Genomic DNA, 17,316 nt, shown 5'->3' on the forward strand with positions numbered 1-17,316 from the left:
ATGATCGAGCGCGCGAGACGGCGTCCACTGGGCCAACGTCGTCCCGCGCTACGCAACCGACCCCGAGGACGGTAGACACATGTACTTCCAGCCCCCTTACGGAGCCTCCGGCGCGTACCCCCCGAAGCAGGGGATGTACAACCCGGCGTTCGAGAAGGACGCCTGCGGCCTGGCCATGGTCGCGACCCTGCGCGGCGAGGCGGGGCACGACATCGTCGACCTCGCTCTCGAGGCGCTGCGCAACCTCGAGCACCGCGGCGCCATCGGCTCCGATGCGGGCACGGGCGACGGCGCGGGCATCCTCACGCAGATGCCCGACGGCTTCCTGCGCTCGGTCGTCGACTTCGACCTCCCGGTCGTCGGCGAGTACGCGGCCGGCCTCTCGTTCCTCCCGACGGACGACGCGGCGCGCGCCGCGCAGAAGGACGGCATCGCCGCCATCGCGGCGGAGGAGGGGCTCTCGATCCTCGGCTGGCGCGAGGTGCCGGTGGACCCCGAGCACCTCGGACGCCTGGCCGGCGAGGCCCGCCCCGCGATCGAGCAGATCTTCCTCACGAGCGCGCCCGTCGACGGGCGCCCCGGTCTCTCCGGGATCGACCTCGACCGCCGCGCCTACCGTCTCCGCAAGCGCGCCCAGCACGAGCTCGACGCCTACTTCGTGTCGCTCTCGAGCCGCACCCTCGGCTACAAGGGCATGGTCACGACGCTCCAGCTCGAGCCGTTCTACCTCGACCTGCAGGACGAGCGCTTCACGACCGAGCTCGCCGTCGTGCACTCGCGCTACTCGACGAACACGTTCCCGTCGTGGCCGCTCGCCCAGCCGCTGCGCATGATGGCGCACAACGGCGAGATCAACACCGTCGGCGGCAACCGCAACTGGATGCGCGCGCGCCAGTCGCAGCTCGAGAGCGAGCTGCTCGGCGACATCCGCCCGCTCCTGCCGATCTGCAGCGACACCGAGAGCGACTCGGCGTCGTTCGACGAGGTGCTCGAGCTGCTCACGCTCACGGGCCGCTCGCTTCCGCACGCGATGCTCATGATGGTGCCGGAGGCCTACGAGAAGAAGGCGTACGTCGACCCCGACCTCCGCGCGTTCTACGAGTACCACGCGGGCCAGATGGAGCCGTGGGACGGCCCCGCCGCCCTCATCGCGACCGACGGCACGCTCGTGTGCGCGACGCTCGACCGCAACGGCCTGCGGCCCGGCCGCTGGACCGTGACGAAGGACGGCCTCGTCGTGATCGGCTCGGAGACGGGCGTCCTCGACTTCGCCCCCGAGCGCATCGAGCGCCGCGGCCGCCTGCGCCCCGGCACGATGTTCGTCGTCGACACCGCCGAGCGCCGCATCATCGCGGACGACGAGGTCAAGGCCCAGCTCGCGAAGCTCGAGCCCTGGCAGGAGTGGCTCGACAGGGGCACCGTCCGCCTCGCCGACCTCCCCGAGCGCGAGCACCTCGTGCACCCGATCGCGTCGATCACGCGCCGTCAGCGGACCTTCGGCTACACCGAGGAGGAGGTCCGGATCCTCCTGCGCCCCATGGGCCAGACGGGCGTCGAGCCCCTCGGCGCCATGGGGTCGGACACGCCGATCGCCGTGCTCAGCAAGCGCCCGCGCCTGCTGTTCGACTACTTCACGCAGCAGTTCGCGCAGGTCACGAACCCGCCGCTCGACTCCATCCGCGAAGAGGTCGTGACGAGCCTCAAGCTCGGCCTCGGCCCCGAGCCGAACCTGCTCTCGTGGGGGCCGGAGCACGCGCGCAGCGTCATCCTCGACTTCCCGGTCATCGACAACGACGAGCTCGCGAAGATCCAGCACATCGACAGCGCCCTGCCCGGGCGCACGTCGGTCACGCTGCGCTCGCTCTACCGCGTGTCGGCGGGCGAGAAGGGCCTGCAGAAGCGCCTCGAGCAGATGTGCGCCGAGGCCGACCGCGCGATCGAGGACGGCGCGGAGTTCATCGTCATCAGCGACCGCGACTCGAACCAGGACCTCGCGCCCATCCCGTCGCTGCTCGCGGTCTCGGCCGTGCACCACCACCTCATCCGCCGCGAGACCCGGATGAAGGTCGGGCTCGTGGTCGAGGCGGGCGACGTGCGCGAGGTGCACCACGTCGCGACGCTGCTCGGCTACGGCGCGACCGCCGTGAACCCGTACCTCGCGATGGAGACGGTGGAGTACCTCGTCCGCTCCGGCGCGATCGCGGGCGTCACGCCGCAGAAGGCCGTCAAGAACCTCATCTACGCGCTCGGCAAGGGCGTGCTGAAGATCATGTCCAAGATGGGCATCTCGACCGTGTCGTCGTACTCGGGCGCGCAGGTGTTCGAGGCCGTGGGCCTCGCGCAGCCGTTCGTCGACCAGTACTTCACCGGGACCGAGTCGAAGATCGGAGGCATCGGGCTCTCGCACATCGCGCGCGAGAACGCCGAGCGTCACGCGTTCGCGTACCCCGAGGACCCGGCCGTGCGCACGCACGAGCGCCTGTGGACCGGCGGCGAGTACCAGTGGCGCCGCGACGGGTCGCCCCACCTCTTCACGCCCGAGACGATCTTCCGCCTGCAGCACTCCACGCGCACGGGCAGCTACGAGATCTTCCGCGAGTACACCCGTCTCGTCGACGAGCAGGCGGAGGAGCTCAAGACGCTCCGCGGCCTCTTCGCGTTCAAGAAGGGGGTGCGCCCGCCGGTGCCGATCGACGAGGTCGAGCCGGTCTCCGAGATCGTGAAGCGGTTCTCGACGGGCGCCATGAGCTACGGCTCCATCTCGCGCGAGGCGCACGAGACCCTCGCGATCGCGATGAACCGCCTCGGCGCGAAGTCGAACACGGGCGAGGGCGGCGAGGACGTCGACCGCCTCCTCGATCCCGAGCGCCGCAGCGCCATCAAGCAGGTCGCCTCGGGCCGCTTCGGCGTCACGAGCATGTACCTCACGCACGCGGACGACATCCAGATCAAGCTCGCGCAGGGCGCCAAGCCCGGCGAGGGCGGTCAGCTGCCGCCCGGCAAGGTGTACCCGTGGGTCGCGCGCACGCGGCACGCGACCGCGGGGGTGGGCCTCATCTCGCCGCCCCCGCACCACGACATCTACTCGATCGAGGACCTGAAGCAGCTCATCTTCGACCTCAAGCGGTCGAACCCCGAGGCGCGCATCCACACGAAGCTCGTGAGCCAGTCGGGCATCGGCGCGGTCGCCGCGGGCGTCGCGAAGGCGCTCAGCGACGTCATCCTCGTGTCGGGCCACGACGGCGGGACGGGCGCGAGCCCGCTCAACTCGCTCAAGCACGCCGGCACGCCGTGGGAGCTGGGGCTCGCCGAGACGCAGCAGACGCTCATGCTCAACGGCATGCGCGACCGCGTCGTCGTGCAGGTCGACGGCCAGATGAAGACCGGCCGCGACGTCGTCATCGGCGCCCTGCTGGGTGCCGAGGAGTTCGGCTTCGCGACGGCGCCGCTCGTCGTGAGCGGCTGCATCATGATGCGCGTCTGCCACCTGGACACGTGCCCCGTGGGCGTCGCGACCCAGAACCCGCTGCTGCGCAGCCGCTTCACGGGCAAGGCCGAGCACGTCGTGAACTTCATGCAGTTCATCGCGCAGGAGGTGCGCGAGTACCTCGCCGAGCTCGGCTTCCGCTCGATCGACGAGGCGGTCGGCCACGTCGAGGTGCTCGACGTGGATCGCGCGATCGACCACTGGAAGGCCGACGGACTCGACCTGTCGCCGGTCCTCGAGGGGCCCGCGTTCGCGGACGACGAGCCGCGCCGCCACGCGCGCGCGCAGGACCACGAGCTGGACGAGCACTTCGACGTGCAGCTCATCGAGCGCGCGCGCGACGTCATCGAGAACGGGGGAGAGATCACGATCGACCTCCCGGTGCGGAACACCGCGCGCGCGGTCGGCACGCTGCTCGGCCACCACGTCACGAAGGCGCAGGGGGAGCACGGTCTCAAGGCCGGCTCGATCACCGTCAACCTGACCGGCTCGGCCGGGCAGTCCTTCGGGGCGTTCCTGCCGAACGGCATCACGCTGCGCCTCGAGGGCGACTCGAACGACTACGTCGGCAAGGGCCTCTCGGGCGGCCAGATCGTCGTGCGCCCCGCGCGCGGCGCGACATTCGACGCCTCCGAGAACGTCATCGCCGGCAACGTCATCGGCTACGGAGCCACGCAGGGGACCCTCTTCCTGCGCGGCATGGTCGGCGAGCGCTTCTTCGTGCGCAACTCCGGCGCGACTGCGGTCGTCGAGGGCGTGGGCGACCACGCGCTCGAGTACATGACCGGAGGCCTCGCGGTCATCCTGGGCCGCACGGGGCGCAACCTCGGCGCCGGCATGTCGGGCGGGACGGCCTACGTCCACCGCCTCGACGAGAAGCTCGTGAACCGCGAGGCTCTCGCATCGGGCGAGCTCACGCTCGGCCCCCTCGGATCCGGCGACGCCGAGATCCTGCGCGATCTGCTCCAGCAGCACGTCGCGGAGACCGAGTCCGAGCTGGCCCAGCGCATGCTCGACGACTTCGAGAACGCCGTCGAGGAGTTCGTGCGGGTCCTCCCGCGCGACTACGCCGCCGTGCTCGAGACGCGTCAGGCGGCCGAGGCCGAGGGACTCGACCCCGACGGCGACGTCGTCTGGAACCGCATCATGGAGGTGACGGGTGGCTGACCCGAAGGGCTTTCTGAAGATCACCGAGCGCGAGCTGCCCGCTCGCCGGCCGGTGCCCGTGCGCATCCTCGACTGGAAGGAGGTGTACGAGCCGGGCGACTCGGCCGTGCTCCGCCGCCAGGCCGGGCGCTGCATGGACTGCGGCGTGCCGTTCTGCCACCAGGGATGCCCGCTGGGCAACCTCATCCCGGAGTGGAACGACCTCATGTGGCGCGGCGAGGGCCGCACCGCGATCGAGCGCCTGCACGCGACGAACAACTTCCCGGAGTTCACCGGGCGTCTGTGCCCTGCGCCCTGCGAGAGCGCGTGCGTGCTCGGCATCAACCAGCCGGCCGTCACGATCAAGCAGATCGAGGTGTCGACGATCGACGAGGCGTTCGCCAACGGGTGGGTCGAGCCCAAGCCCCCGGCGCGCCTCACCGGCAAGACCGTCGCGGTGGTCGGCTCGGGTCCCGCGGGGCTCGCGGCCGCGCAGCAGCTGACGCGCGCGGGCCACACGGTCGCCGTGTACGAGCGCGACGACCGCATCGGCGGCCTGCTGCGCTACGGCATCCCCGACTTCAAGATGGAGAAGCGGCACCTCGAGGCGCGCCTGCGCCAGATGCAGGACGAGGGCACGCGCTTCCGGGCGGGCGTCGAGATCGGCGTGGACATCACGTGGGACGACCTCCGCGCGCGCTACGACGCCGTCGTGGTCGCCACGGGCGCCACGGTGCCGCGTGACCTGCCGATCCCGGGTCGTGAGCTCGACGGCGTGCACTTCGCGATGGAGTACCTCGTCGAGTCGAACAAGGTCGTCGCGGGCGACCAGGTCGCCAACCAGATCTCGGCCGAGGGCAAGCACGTCGTCGTCATCGGCGGCGGCGACACCGGCGCGGACTGCATCGGCACGGCGCACCGCCAGGGCGCGCTGAGCGTGACGAACCTCGCGATCGGCAAGCGGCCGTCCGACGACCGCCCGGAGCACCAGCCGTGGCCGATGATGCCGCAGGTGTTCGAGGTCTCGTCGGCGCACGAGGAGGGCGGCGAGCGCCACTACCTGGCCTCGACGGTCGAGTTCGTGGCCAACGACGCGGGCGAGGTCCGCGGTCTCGTCGTCGCGGAGACGGAGTTCGTCGACGGGCGCCGCGTGCCGAAGCCCGGCACCGAGCGCGAGATCCCCGCCGACCTCGTCCTCATCGCGATGGGCTTCACGGGCCCCGAGCGCGAGAACCTCGAGGCGCAGCTGCAGGCGCAGTTCACCTCGCGCGGGAACGTCGATCGCGACGCGTCGTTCCAGGCGACCGCGCCCGGCGTGTTCGTCGCGGGCGACGCCGGCCGCGGCCAGTCGCTCATCGTGTGGGCGATCGCCGAGGGCCGCTCGGTGGCCGCCGAGGTCGACGCCTTCCTCATGGGCGAGACGCAGCTGCCGGCGCCGGTCCGCCCGACCGACGTCGCCATCGGCGTCTGACTCCGACACGCGTGGATGGCGGCCGGGAGCACACGATGCTCCCGGCCGCCGTCGTGTGCGCGTGAATCGGATGGCCGGGTGCGCGTAGTGTGGGGTGTGCATCCGGTGGAACCGCGATGGGCCTCGTGCGGAGCGCCCATCGACCCGACGGACGCGGATGCGTCCACAACAGAAGAAGCAAGCAGTGCGGAAGGCAAGCTTTTGAGACGTGCCAAGATCGTCGCCACGCTGGGACCCGCCACCTCGACCAAGGAGACCGTGAAGTCTCTCATCGAGGCCGGACTCGACGTGGCGCGCTTCAACCTCAGCCACGGTGACTACACCGTCCACGACAACAACTTCGCGAACGTGCGCGCGGCCGCCGAGGAGCTCGGCAAGCCGGTCGCCATCCTCGTCGACCTGCAGGGACCCAAGATCCGGCTCGGCAAGTTCGAGAACGGCCCGCACGAGCTGGCCGAGGGCGACATCTTCAAGATCACGACCGAGGACATCCTCGGCACCAAGGAGATCGTCGGGACGACGTTCAAGGGCCTCCCGAACGACGTGAAGCCCGGCGACTTCCTCCTCATCGACGACGGCAAGGTCCGCGTCAAGGTCCTCGAGACCGACGGCACGGTCGTGACGACCGAGGTCGTCGTCGCCGGCGCGGTCTCGAACAACAAGGGCATCAACCTGCCCGGCGTCGCGGTGAACGTGCCCGCGCTCAGCGAGAAGGACGAGGCGGACCTCCGCTACGGCCTCCGCAACGGCGCCGACATCATCGCCCTCTCGTTCGTGCGCAACGCGAAGGACGTGCAGCGCGCGCACGTGATCATGGCGGAGGAGGGGCGCCGCGTCCCGATCATCGCCAAGATCGAGAAGCCGCAGGCGGTCGACCACCTCGAGGAGATCATCGACGCGTTCGACGGCATCATGGTCGCGCGCGGCGACCTCGGCGTCGAGCTGCCGCTCGAGGCCGTGCCGATCGTGCAGAAGCACGCGGTCGAGCTCGCGCGCCGGATGGCCAAGCCGGTCATCGTCGCGACGCAGATGCTCGAGTCCATGATCTCGAGCCCGGTGCCGACCCGCGCCGAGACGAGCGACGTCGCGAACGCGGTCCTCGACGGCGCCGACGCGGTCATGCTCTCGGGCGAGACGAGCGTGGGCGAGTACCCCGCGATCACCGTCCAGACCATGGCGCGCATCATCGAGTCGACCGAGGACCACGGTCTCGAGCGCATCGCGCCGCTCACGGCCAAGCCCCGCACGCAGGGCGGCGCCATCACGCTGGCCGCGATCGAGGTCGCCGACTTCGTCGACGCGAAGTTCCTGTGCGTGTTCACGCAGTCGGGCGACTCGGCGCGCCGCATGTCGCGCCTGCGCTCCCCGCGGCCGATGATCGCCTTCACGCAGGACGAGGCCATCCGCCGCCGGATGGCGCTCACGTGGGGCATCCGCTCGGCTCTCGTCGAGCAGGTCGAGCACACCGACCGGATGTTCCTCCAGGTCGACGACTACCTGCTCGCGAACGACCTCGCGAAGGTCGGCGACAAGGTCATCGTCATCTCGGGATCCCCTCCCGGGATCTCGGGCTCGACCAACGACCTGCGCGTGCACCGCGTGGGCGACGCGGTGCACGGCGCCGCGCCCGTCTACAAGAACGCCTAGCGCGACGCGCCAGCGACGGGGTCCGGTTCAGCACCGGACCCCGTTTGCCGTATCGTCGGGGATGCATGCCGGTGTGGCGGAATGGCAGACGCGGAGCACTCAAAATGCTCTGTCCGAAAGGGCGTGTGGGTTCGACCCCCACCACCGGCACGAACTCCCAGCCACGAGACCTCTAGGATGGAACGGTGACCGAAGAGCAGACCGAGAAGAGCACCGCGACGGCGCCCCGTCGTGTGGTGGTCGCCGAAGACGAGTCCCTCATCCGCCTCGACATCGTGGAGATCCTCCGCGACAACGGGTACGACGTCGTGGGCGAGGCCGGCGACGGCGAGACTGCGGTGCAGCTGGCGACCGAGCTGCGGCCCGACCTCGTCATCATGGACGTCAAGATGCCCCAGCTCGACGGCATCAGCGCCGCGGAGAAGCTCAGCAAGAATCACATCGCGCCCGTCGTCCTGCTCACGGCCTTCAGCCAGAAGGAGCTCGTCGAGCGCGCGAGCGAGGCCGGTGCCCTCGCATACGTCGTGAAGCCGTTCACGCCCAACGACCTGCTCCCCGCGATCGAGATCGCGCTGGCCCGTCACGACCAGATCATCACGCTCGAGGCCGAGGTGAGCGATATGGTCGAGCGCTTCGAGACCCGCAAGCTCGTCGACCGCGCCAAGGGCCTCCTCAACGAGAAGATGGGGCTGTCCGAGCCCGAGGCGTTCCGCTGGATCCAGAAGGCCTCCATGGACCGCCGCCTCACGATGCAGGACGTCGCGAAGGCCATCATCGAGCAGCTCGCTCCGAAGAAGAGCTGAGCAGCAGCACACGCACGACGGGCCGGACCTCCTCGGAGGTCCGGCCCTTCGACGTATCGCGGGCGGTTCACGACGTCGTCTCGCGACGTTTCGACTCGCTCCGCTCGCTCAACGACCGGGGCTGTTCGCTTCGCTCACCGATCTTTGATGATGTTCGTGATGCGGACGGTCGAGCAGCGCCGGCCCTCCTCGTTCGTGACGACGATCTCGTGCACGGTGAGCGTGCGCCCGAGGTGGATCGGCGTGCACACGCCCGTCACGCGTCCGCTCGTCGCCGAGGCGGTGTGGGTCGCGTTGATGTCGACGCCCACGGCGAGCTTGTCGGGGCCCGCGAAGAGGTTGGCGGCCATCGATCCGAGCGACTCGCCGAGCACGACGTAGGCGCCGCCGTGCAGGAGGCCGACCGGCTGGGTGTTGCCCTCGACGGGCATCGTCGCGACCGCGCGCTCCACGGTGAACTCCGTGAACTCGATCCCCATCCGCTCGGCGAGCGCGCCCATCCCGCGCGCCTTCGCCCACGCCATCCCGTCGATCAGCTCCGTCATCCTGCTCCTGTCGTTCGGATGTCGCCACCCCTCGTTACGCTGGACGGGTGACGGACTCCACGAAGCCTACTCTGCTCGTCGTCGACGGCCATTCGCTCGCCTTCCGGGCGTTCTTCGCCCTCCCGGTCGAGAACTTCTCCACATCCGACGGTCAGCACACGAACGCCATCCACGGCTTCCTGTCGATGTTCATCAACCTCCTGCGCGACGAGGACCCGACCCACGTCGCGGTCGCCTTCGACGTTTCCCGCGAGTCGTTCCGCACGCGGGAGTACGCGGAGTACAAGGGCACGCGCGCCGACACGCCCGCCGAGTTCAAGGGCCAGATCCCGCTCCTGCAGGAGTGCCTGCGGGCCATGAACGTGACCGTCCTCGAGAAGCCCGACTACGAGGCGGACGACATCCTCGCGACGCTCGCGACGCGCGGCGCCGAGGCGGGCTGGAACGTGCTCGTCTGCTCGGGAGACCGCGACACCATCCAGCTCGTGAACGACGACATCACCCTGCTGTACCCCTCGGTGCAGGGCGTGTCGAAGCTCAAGCGATACGACCCCGCGGCGGTCGTCGAGAAGTACGGCCTGCCGCCGGAGATGTACCCCGACATCGCGGCCCTCGTCGGCGAGACGAGCGACAACCTGCCCGGCGTGCCCAAGGTGGGCGAGAAGACGGCCGTCAAGTGGCTCACCCAGTTCGGCTCGCTCGACGCGCTGCTTGAGGGAGCGGACTCGATCAAGGGCGTCGTCGGCGGCAATCTGCGCGAGCACATCGAGGACGTGCGCCGCAACCGGCGCCTCAACCGCCTGCTGCGCGACGTCGAGCTGCCCGTCGAGCTCGACGACCTGAAGCGCGACGGCATCGACGCGCAGGCCCTGCGCGACGTGTTCGCGCGGCTCGAGTTCCGCGCGCTCATGAGCCGCGTGCTGCAGGTCGCAGGAGCCCCGGCCGACGGCGTCGAGGCGGAGCCCGCTGTCGAGGTGCCCGCGCCGACCGAGATCCCCGCGGCCGAGCTCGCCGCGTGGGTCGACGCGGCGGCCGACGGCGAGGTCGGCGTCACGCTCGTGATCGCGGGCGGCCTTCCCGTGCGCGTGGGCCTCGCGACCGAGGCCTCGATCGTCGAGGCCGAGTGGAGCGACGAGGTGCGCGACGCGCTCGCGCCCTGGCTCGCGTCCGACGCCCCGAAGGTGCTCGCCGATGCGAAGCCGCAGGTCAAGGCGCTGCGGCGCGCGGGGCTCGACGTGGCGGGGCTGGCCTTCGACGTGCTGCTGGGCGGATGGCTCCTGAGGCCGAGCTTCCCCGACAAGACGCTCGCGAACCTCGTCGACACGTACCTGCAGGAGAAGCTGCCGGAAGCCGACCCCTCGCAGCTCGTGCCCGAGAACGAGGGGGCGACGCCCGGCCAGCGCTCGTGGTTCACCGTGCGCGTGGCGCAGGCCCTGCGGGCGGCGCTGCCCGAGTCGGTCGTCCCCGTCCTCACCGACATCGAGCTGCCGACCCTCCTCGCCCTCGCCGACATGGAGCTCGCGGGGGTGGCCGTCTCGCACGAGAAGCTGTCGGCGTTCTCGAGCGAGCTGGGCGCCCGCGCGCAGCAGCTCGCGCAGGACGCCTACGCCACGATCGGGCACGAGGTGAATCTCGGGTCGCCCAAGCAGCTGCAGGAGGTGCTGTTCGTCGAGCTCGACCTGCCGAAGACCCGCAAGACGAAGACGGGGTACACGACCGACGCCGGCGCGCTCGCGGAGCTGCAGGAGAAGGCCGACCACCCGTTCCTCGGCCTCCTGCTCGCGCACCGCGAGGCGACGAAGCTCAAGCAGATCATCGACGGACTCGACCTCGCGATCGGCGACGACCACCGCGTCCACACGACCTACGTGCAGACTGGGTCGCAGACCGGCCGCCTGTCGAGCACCGACCCGAACCTGCAGAACATCCCGGTGCGCACCGAGGAGTCGCGTCGCATCCGCTCGGCCTTCGAGGTCGGCGAGGGCTTCGACACGCTGCTGACGGCCGACTACTCGCAGATCGAGATGCGCATCATGGCGCACCTCTCGGGCGACCCCGGGCTCATCGAGGCGTTCAACGCGGGGGAGGACCTGCACCGGTTCGTCGGCGCGCGCGTCTTCGGGGTCGCCCCCGAGGAGGTCACGAGCGAGATGCGCACGAAGGTCAAGGCGATGTCGTACGGCCTCGTGTACGGCCTCTCGGCATTCGGCCTGTCCAAGCAGCTGCGCATCGAGCAGTCCGAGGCGAAGACCCTCATGCTCGAGTACTTCGCCCGGTTCGGCGCGGTGCGCGACTACCTCCGCTCGTCGGTCGAGAAGGCCCGGGTCGACGGCTACACCGAGACGATCTTCGGCCGTCGTCGCCCGTTCCCCGACCTGACGAGCCCGAACCGCGTGCTGCGGGAGAACGCCGAGCGCGCCGCGCTCAACGCCCCCATCCAGGGCTCCGCTGCCGACATCATGAAGATCGCGCTCTTCCGCGTGCACCAGGACCTCCTCGGTCTCCGCTCGCGGCTGCTCCTGCAGATCCACGATGAGATCGTCGTCGAGGTCGCGCCGGGCGAGCGCGACGAGGTCGAGCGCATCGTGCGCGAGCGGATGGCGGGAGCCGCCGAGCTCACCGTCCCGCTCGACGTGCAGATCGGCCTCGGCGCCGACTGGAACCAGGCAGCCCACTGACATGGAGGAGAACGCCATGACGCCCGACGCGCGCCCGCAGACCGAGATCGACCGCATCGCGGAGGGCTGGGTCGACACGCTCGTCGAGCTGTCGCCCATCCTCGCGACGTACATCGGGCGCGACGAGGCGAACGACCGCTACGACGACTTCAGCCCCGAGGGGGTGGAGCGTCACGCCGAAGCGGCTCGCTCGGCCCTCGCGGCCCTCGAAGCCGCCGAGCCCGTCGACGACGTCGACCGGGTCACCCGGGCAGACCTCTCGAGCGAGCTCCGACTCGGTCTCGAGCTGCACGAGGCGCGGTGGCACCTGCGCGACCTCAATGTCATCGCGAGCGCGCCTCAGGACATCCGCCAGGTCTACGACCTCATGCCGACCGGCACGGCCGACGAGTGGGCCGTCATCGCGCGGCGCCTGAGCGCCGTGCCCGCGGCTGTCGACGGGTACATCGCGACGCTGCGCGAGGGCATCGCGCAGGGCGTGGTGCCCGCCGTGCGGCAGGTGCGCGAGGTGGCAGCGCAGATCCCGCGCTACACGGCCGCCGACGGGTTCTTCGCGGGCCTCGCATCCGACGCGACGGCCGACGGCGCCGAGCTGCCCGGCGCGCTCGCGTCCGACCTGGAGCGGGGCTCGCGCGCGGCACGCGAGGCCTACGATCGCCTCGAGCGGTTCCTGACCGCGGAGCTCGCCGGAGCGGCCGGCGAGGACGACGCCGTGGGGCGCGAGCTCTACGCCCTCAACTCGCGCCGTTTCCTGGGCGCGACGATCGACCTCGACGAGACGTACGAGTGGGGCATCGAGGAGCTCGCCCGCATGGTCGCCGAGCAGGAGTCGATCGCACGAGAGATCTTGCCGGGAGCGAGCGTCGCGGAGGCCGTCGCGTTCCTCGAGGCCGACCCGTCGCGCAAGCTCGTGGGGACCGAGGCGCTGCGGGAGTGGATGCAGGAGACGAGCGATCGCGCGGTCGCGGAGCTGGGCCGCTCGCACTTCGACATCCCCGAGGCCGTCCGACGGCTCGAGTGCATGATCGCCCCCACCCAGGAGGGCGGCATCTACTACACGGGCCCGACGGATGACTTCTCGCGGCCCGGGCGCATGTGGTGGTCCGTGCCGGAGGGCGTCACCGAGTTCGACACGTGGCGCGAGCTGACGACCGTGTACCACGAGGGGGTCCCGGGGCATCACCTGCAGATCGGGCAGGCCGTGCACAACCGTGCCGAGCTCAACAGCTGGCGGCGACTGCTCGCCGGCACCTCGGGCCACGCGGAGGGGTGGGCGCTGTACGCCGAGCGGCTCATGGAGCAGCTGGGCTACCTCGACGATCCGGCTGACCGCCTCGGGATGCTCGACGGCCAGCGCATGCGCGCGGCGCGGGTCGTGCTCGACATCGGCGTGCACCTCGGCAAGCCGCGCCCCGACGGGGAGGGCACGTGGGACGCCGATTTCGCGCTCGGGTTCCTGCGCGAGAACGTCAACATGTCCGACGAGTTCGTGCGGTTCGAGGTGAACCGGTACCTCGGCTGGCCCGGCCAGGCGCCCGCGTACAAGGTCGGCCAGCGCATCTGGGAGCAGGTGCGCGACGCCTATGCCGCGCAGCGCGGCGACGCGTTCTCGATCAAGGAGTTCCACCGGCGCGCGCTCGACATGGGCGGCGTGGGCCTCGACACGCTCAAGACCGCGCTGCTCGCCTGAGGGAATGCGGCCGCGGTCCGCGCGGTTCATGCGGATGAATAGAGAGGATCCGACATGGACATCGAACTCGGGCTCGACACCTTCGGCGACGTCACGCGCGGCGCCGACGGCGAGCTGATCTCCCACGCCCAGACCATCCGCAACGTCGTCGCGCAGGCGCAGCTCGCCGACGAGGTCGGGCTGCACTTCTTCGGCGTGGGCGAGCACCATCGGCGCGACTTCGCGGTCTCGAGTCCTGAGACGGTCCTCGCCGCGATCGCGGCGACCACGACCCGGATCCGGATCGGCAGCGCCGTCACGGTGCTCTCGAGCGACGACCCGGTCCGGGTGTTCGAGCGGTTCGCGACGCTCGACGCGCTCTCGAACGGTCGAGCGGAGGTCGTCGCGGGTCGCGGCTCGTTCGTCGAGTCGTTCCCGCTGTTCGGCTACGACCTGCGCGACTACGAGGCGCTCTTCGAGGAGAAGCTCGACCTCCTCGTCCGGCTGCTGCGCGAGGAGCCGGTCACCTGGACCGGCACGATGCGCCCCGCGCTCGACAGCGCGGACGTCTTCCCCAAGACCGAGCACGGCATGCCGCTGTGGGTCGGCGTGGGCGGGTCGCCCGAGTCGGTCGTGCGGGCGGCCCGGCACGGCGCGCGGCTCATGCTCGCCATCATCGGCGGCGCGCCGCGGCGGTTCGCGCCGTTCGTCGACCTCTACCGCCGTTCGCTCGCGTCGTTCGAGAAGCCCGACCTGCCCGTCGCCGTGCACTCCCCGGGGCATGTCGCGGAGACCGACGAGCAGGCGTGGGAGGAGGCGTACCCGGGCTTCCAGGCGATGCACGACACGATCGGCGCCGAGCGCGGGTGGCCGCCATACAGCCGCATGCGGTTCCAGCACGAGGTCGGACCCGAGGGCGCCGTGTACGCGGGGTCGCCGGAGACCGTGGCCCGCAAGATCGCCGACACCGTGCGCGCGCTGGGCGTGCAGCGCTTCGACCTGAAGTACGCGACCGGCACCATGCCGCACGAGCTCATGATGAAGAGCATCGAGCTCTACGGCACCCGCGTGCTCCCGCGCGTGCGCGAGCTGCTGGCCGAGGCGGGCTGATCCTCAGCGCTCCCCGCGCGGCTTGTCGAGGCCCATCCGGATCCGCGTGCGCTTGCGCTCGCGGATGATGAACGCCGCCCCGACGAGCCAGATCGGGATCTGCGTGAGGAACGCGATCCGGAACGCCTCGAGCGAGTAGGCCGAGGGGTCGCTCGCGCCCTGCAGGTCGAGGGCGACGCCGATGAACAGGATCGCGAGGAGGCCGGCGAGGAAGCCTCCGACGTTCGTGATGCCCGTCGCGGTGCTCAGCTGGTGCGAGGGGTTGAAGGTCCGCGCGTGGTCGAACGCGATCATCGACGCCGGGCCGCCGAGCGCGAGCGCCACGGCGAGCAGGAGGAGCACCGCGAACGGGGCGGGTCCGGGCCACGCGAGCACGGCGATCCACGCGATGAGCTGGATGGCGACGATCGGCAGGACGAGGAGGTGCGAGCGGCGCGTGGGGTTGCGCGAGGACAGGATGCCGATGAGCGGCCCGAACACGATGCCCATGAGCACGAAGACGCTCTGCACGGTCGACGCCTGAGCGGCCGAGAGCCCCTCGCCCGAGGTGAGGAACGGGAAGCCCCACAGCATGACGAAGGCCGTGCCCGCGAACGGGGTCGTGAAGTGCGACCAGAAGGCCAGGCGCGTGCCGGGGTTCGCCCAGGCGGCGCGGATGCCGACGCGCGTGTCGATCGCGCTCGTGACGACCCGGATCGCGCCCGTCTCGGTGTCCACGGACACATCGGCCTCGCGCTCGGGCGGGTGGTTCCGCACGAGCGCCACGATCAGGATCGTGAAGAGCACGGCGAGGCCGGCGAGGCTCCCGAACGCGATCGACCACGACGTGGCATGCAGGAGCGCGGCGAGGGGGAGGATGGCCACGAGCTGGCCCATCTGCCCGACGATGCCCGTGAGCTGCACCATGATCGGGTTGCGCTGGGCGGGGAACCACGTCGCGACGAGACGGAGCGCGCTCGGGAAGATCGCGGCGTCGCCGGCCCCCAGCAGCATGCGCGCGAAGATCGCGACGCCGACGTTGGGGGAGACCGCCATGATGAGCTGACCGGCCGCCATCACGGCCATCCCGATCGCCATGATCGGGCGCGCGCCGAACCGGTCGAGCCAGAGGCCGATCGGGATCTGCATGAGGCCGTAGACGCCGAGCTGCAGCACCGCGAACATCGACAGCGTCGACGCGTCGGCGCTGAAGTGCTCGGCGGCATCGACGCCGACCGCGGACAGCGAGGTGCGGTTCGCGACCGAGAGCACATACGCGAGGACCGCGACGATCCAGATCGTCCACATCCACGCGGCTGACGGGGGCGCGATGCGGGCTCTCACATGTCCTCCGGGTGTTGGGGAAGTCGTCCTCTCAGGCTACTCCTGGCCGCGCGCGCTTCATGTCGAGGTGACACTAACCTGGAGGCATGGCGAACCCCTCTGCGCGTCTGGATGACCTCCCGTTCAACCGGCAGCATGCGCGGCTCCTCACGGGATCCGGCATCGGGTGGGCGCTCGACGCGATGGACGTCGGCCTCATCTCGTTCATCATCGCCGCGCTCACGGCGCAGTGGGGGATCACGGGCGCCGAGGCGGGGCTCATCACCTCGGTCGGCTTCGTCGGGATGGCCGTGGGCGCGAGCCTCGGGGGCCTGCTCGCCGACAAGCTCGGGCGCCGCCAGGTCTTCGCGCTCACCCTGCTCGTCTACGGCGTCGCGACCGGGGCCAGCGCGCTCGTCGGCGGCGTCGCGATGCTCATCGTGCTGCGGTTCTTCGTGGGGCTCGGACTCGGGTCCGAGCTGCCCGTCGCGTCGACGTACGTCGCCGAGTTCGCGCCCGCGCGCATCCGGGGGCGCCTCGTGGTCGTGCTCGAGGCGTTCTGGGCCGTCGGCTGGACGCTCGCGGCGCTCATCGGGACGTTCGTCGTCGGGGCCTCCGACGACGGATGGCGGTGGGCGTTCCTGCTTGGCGCCGTCCCGGCGGCGTACGCGCTCGTCATCCGCTGGGGGATGCCGGAGTCCCCGCGCTGGCTCGAGTCGAAGGGGCGGCACGCCGAGGCCGATGCGATCGTGCGGCGCTTCGAGGCCGCGTCGCGGCGGCCCGCACCGAGCGCCGCTCCCGCACCGAGGCCGACCCCGTACGCCGCGGCCCCGCTTCAGGGGGCATCGGCCGTCGGCGCGCTGTGGTCGCCCGCGCTCCGCGTGCGCACGAGCGCGATCTGGCTCGTGTGGTTCTGCGTGAACTTCTCCTACTACGGCGCGTTCATCTGGATCCCGACGATCCTCGTGCAGCAGGGCTACGACCTCGTCCGCTCGTTCGAGTTCACGCTGCTCATCACCCTCGCGCAGCTGCCCGGCTACGCGGTCGCCGCCTGGCTCATCGAGGTCTGGGGGCGCCGCATCACGCTCTCGACGTTCCTCGTCGGATCCGCGGTCGCGGCCATCCTCTACGGCACGTCGGGCGAGCTGTGGCAGATCCTCCTCTACGGCTCGCTGCTGTCGTTCTTCAACCTCGGCGCGTGGGGTGCGCTCTACGCGGTGACCCCCGAGCTCTACCCCACGAGCGTGCGGGCGACGGGCGCGGGATGGGCGGCCGGCGCCGGGCGGATCGCATCCATCATCGCCCCGCTGTTCACTCCGTGGGCGCTGACCGTCGGCGGCGCGGGCCTCGTGTTCACGGTGTTCTCGGCGTTCTTCGCGATCGCGGCGCTCGGAACCATCCCGCTCGCCGACAAGCGCGGGGAGGTGCTCGAGGCCACGCTCGCGGACGCTCGATAGC

10 protein-coding genes and 1 tRNA gene are annotated in these 17,316 nt (G+C 70.7%); 9 read left to right on the forward strand and 2 right to left on the reverse strand.

The features are described from left to right. Positions 1 to 79 precede the first annotated feature (79 nt). The 5 genes from gltB to PKE79_RS01075 all read left to right on the forward strand — a co-directional run bounded on the left by gltB (position 80) and on the right by PKE79_RS01075 (position 8,554). Positions 80 to 4,654 (forward strand): glutamate synthase large subunit, encoded by a 4,575-nt coding sequence (gltB, locus tag PKE79_RS01055; protein ID WP_271171812.1) that lies wholly within the window; start codon positions 80 to 82, stop codon positions 4,652 to 4,654. After that, positions 4,647 to 6,104 carry a glutamate synthase subunit beta gene (locus tag PKE79_RS01060; RefSeq protein ID WP_271171813.1) on the forward strand — a complete coding sequence of 486 codons (1,458 nt, stop codon included), beginning with the start codon at positions 4,647 to 4,649 and terminating at the stop codon, positions 6,102 to 6,104. The genes gltB and PKE79_RS01060 overlap by 8 nt, the downstream gene beginning before the upstream one ends. Before the next feature lie 201 nt (positions 6,105 to 6,305). Then, entirely contained in the window at positions 6,306 to 7,751 is a 1,446-nt protein-coding gene (gene pyk / locus PKE79_RS01065; protein ID WP_271171814.1) for a pyruvate kinase, read from the forward strand. A 67-nt stretch (positions 7,752 to 7,818) separates the two neighbouring features. Further along, positions 7,819 to 7,901, forward strand: a tRNA-Leu gene (locus PKE79_RS01070). A gap of 35 nt (positions 7,902 to 7,936) precedes the next feature. After that, complete coding sequence (locus tag PKE79_RS01075) at positions 7,937 to 8,554, forward strand: ANTAR domain-containing response regulator (protein ID WP_271171815.1); 618 nt, start codon at positions 7,937 to 7,939, stop codon at positions 8,552 to 8,554. Between the two features lie 134 nt (positions 8,555 to 8,688). Here PKE79_RS01075 and PKE79_RS01080 read toward each other — a convergent pair whose 3' ends face one another. Continuing rightward, on the reverse strand, positions 8,689 to 9,099 hold the full coding sequence (locus PKE79_RS01080; protein ID WP_271171816.1) for a hotdog fold thioesterase: 411 nt from the start codon (positions 9,097 to 9,099) through the stop codon (positions 8,689 to 8,691). 47 nt (positions 9,100 to 9,146) lie between these two features. On the opposite strand from PKE79_RS01080, the gene polA reads away from it, so the two are divergent. Genes polA through PKE79_RS01095 form a run of 3 tightly spaced genes read left to right on the forward strand, consistent with a single transcriptional unit; the run spans position 9,147 to position 14,556 of the window. Beyond that, entirely contained in the window at positions 9,147 to 11,777 is a 2,631-nt protein-coding gene (polA, locus tag PKE79_RS01085) for a DNA polymerase I (protein ID WP_271171817.1), read from the forward strand. Positions 11,778 to 11,793: 16 nt separating this feature from the next. After that, positions 11,794 to 13,467 (forward strand): DUF885 domain-containing protein, encoded by a 1,674-nt coding sequence (locus PKE79_RS01090; protein WP_271171818.1) that lies wholly within the window; start codon positions 11,794 to 11,796, stop codon positions 13,465 to 13,467. Between the two features lie 54 nt (positions 13,468 to 13,521). Next, entirely contained in the window at positions 13,522 to 14,556 is a 1,035-nt protein-coding gene (locus PKE79_RS01095) for an LLM class flavin-dependent oxidoreductase (RefSeq protein ID WP_271171819.1), read from the forward strand. A gap of 3 nt (positions 14,557 to 14,559) precedes the next feature. Here PKE79_RS01095 and PKE79_RS01100 read toward each other — a convergent pair whose 3' ends face one another. Then, positions 14,560 to 15,843 (reverse strand): MFS transporter, encoded by a 1,284-nt coding sequence (locus PKE79_RS01100; protein WP_271172177.1) that lies wholly within the window; start codon positions 15,841 to 15,843, stop codon positions 14,560 to 14,562. Between the two features lie 122 nt (positions 15,844 to 15,965). On the opposite strand from PKE79_RS01100, the gene PKE79_RS01105 reads away from it, so the two are divergent. Next, positions 15,966 to 17,315, forward strand: coding sequence for an MFS transporter (locus PKE79_RS01105; RefSeq protein ID WP_271171820.1), 1,350 nt, complete (start codon positions 15,966 to 15,968; stop codon positions 17,313 to 17,315). Position 17,316: the final 1 nt, after the last annotated feature.

The organism is Microbacterium barkeri (genome assembly GCF_027921765.1).
Lineage (GTDB): Bacteria > Actinomycetota > Actinomycetes > Actinomycetales > Microbacteriaceae > Microbacterium > Microbacterium barkeri.

Bases quoted from the DNA above. Each gene is read 5' to 3' on its own strand.
- gltB (WP_271171812.1), top strand. From the start codon at position 80: ATGTACTTCCAGCCCCCTTACGGAGCCTCCGGCGCGTACCCCCCGAAG.
- PKE79_RS01080 (WP_271171816.1), bottom strand. From the start codon at position 9,099: ATGACGGAGCTGATCGACGGGATGGCGTGGGCGAAGGCGCGCGGGATG.
- PKE79_RS01090 (WP_271171818.1), top strand. From the start codon at position 11,794: ATGACGCCCGACGCGCGCCCGCAGACCGAGATCGACCGCATCGCGGAG.
- PKE79_RS01095 (WP_271171819.1), top strand. From the start codon at position 13,522: ATGGACATCGAACTCGGGCTCGACACCTTCGGCGACGTCACGCGCGGC.
- PKE79_RS01100 (WP_271172177.1), bottom strand. From the start codon at position 15,843: ATGTGGACGATCTGGATCGTCGCGGTCCTCGCGTATGTGCTCTCGGTC.
- PKE79_RS01105 (WP_271171820.1), top strand. From the start codon at position 15,966: ATGGCGAACCCCTCTGCGCGTCTGGATGACCTCCCGTTCAACCGGCAG.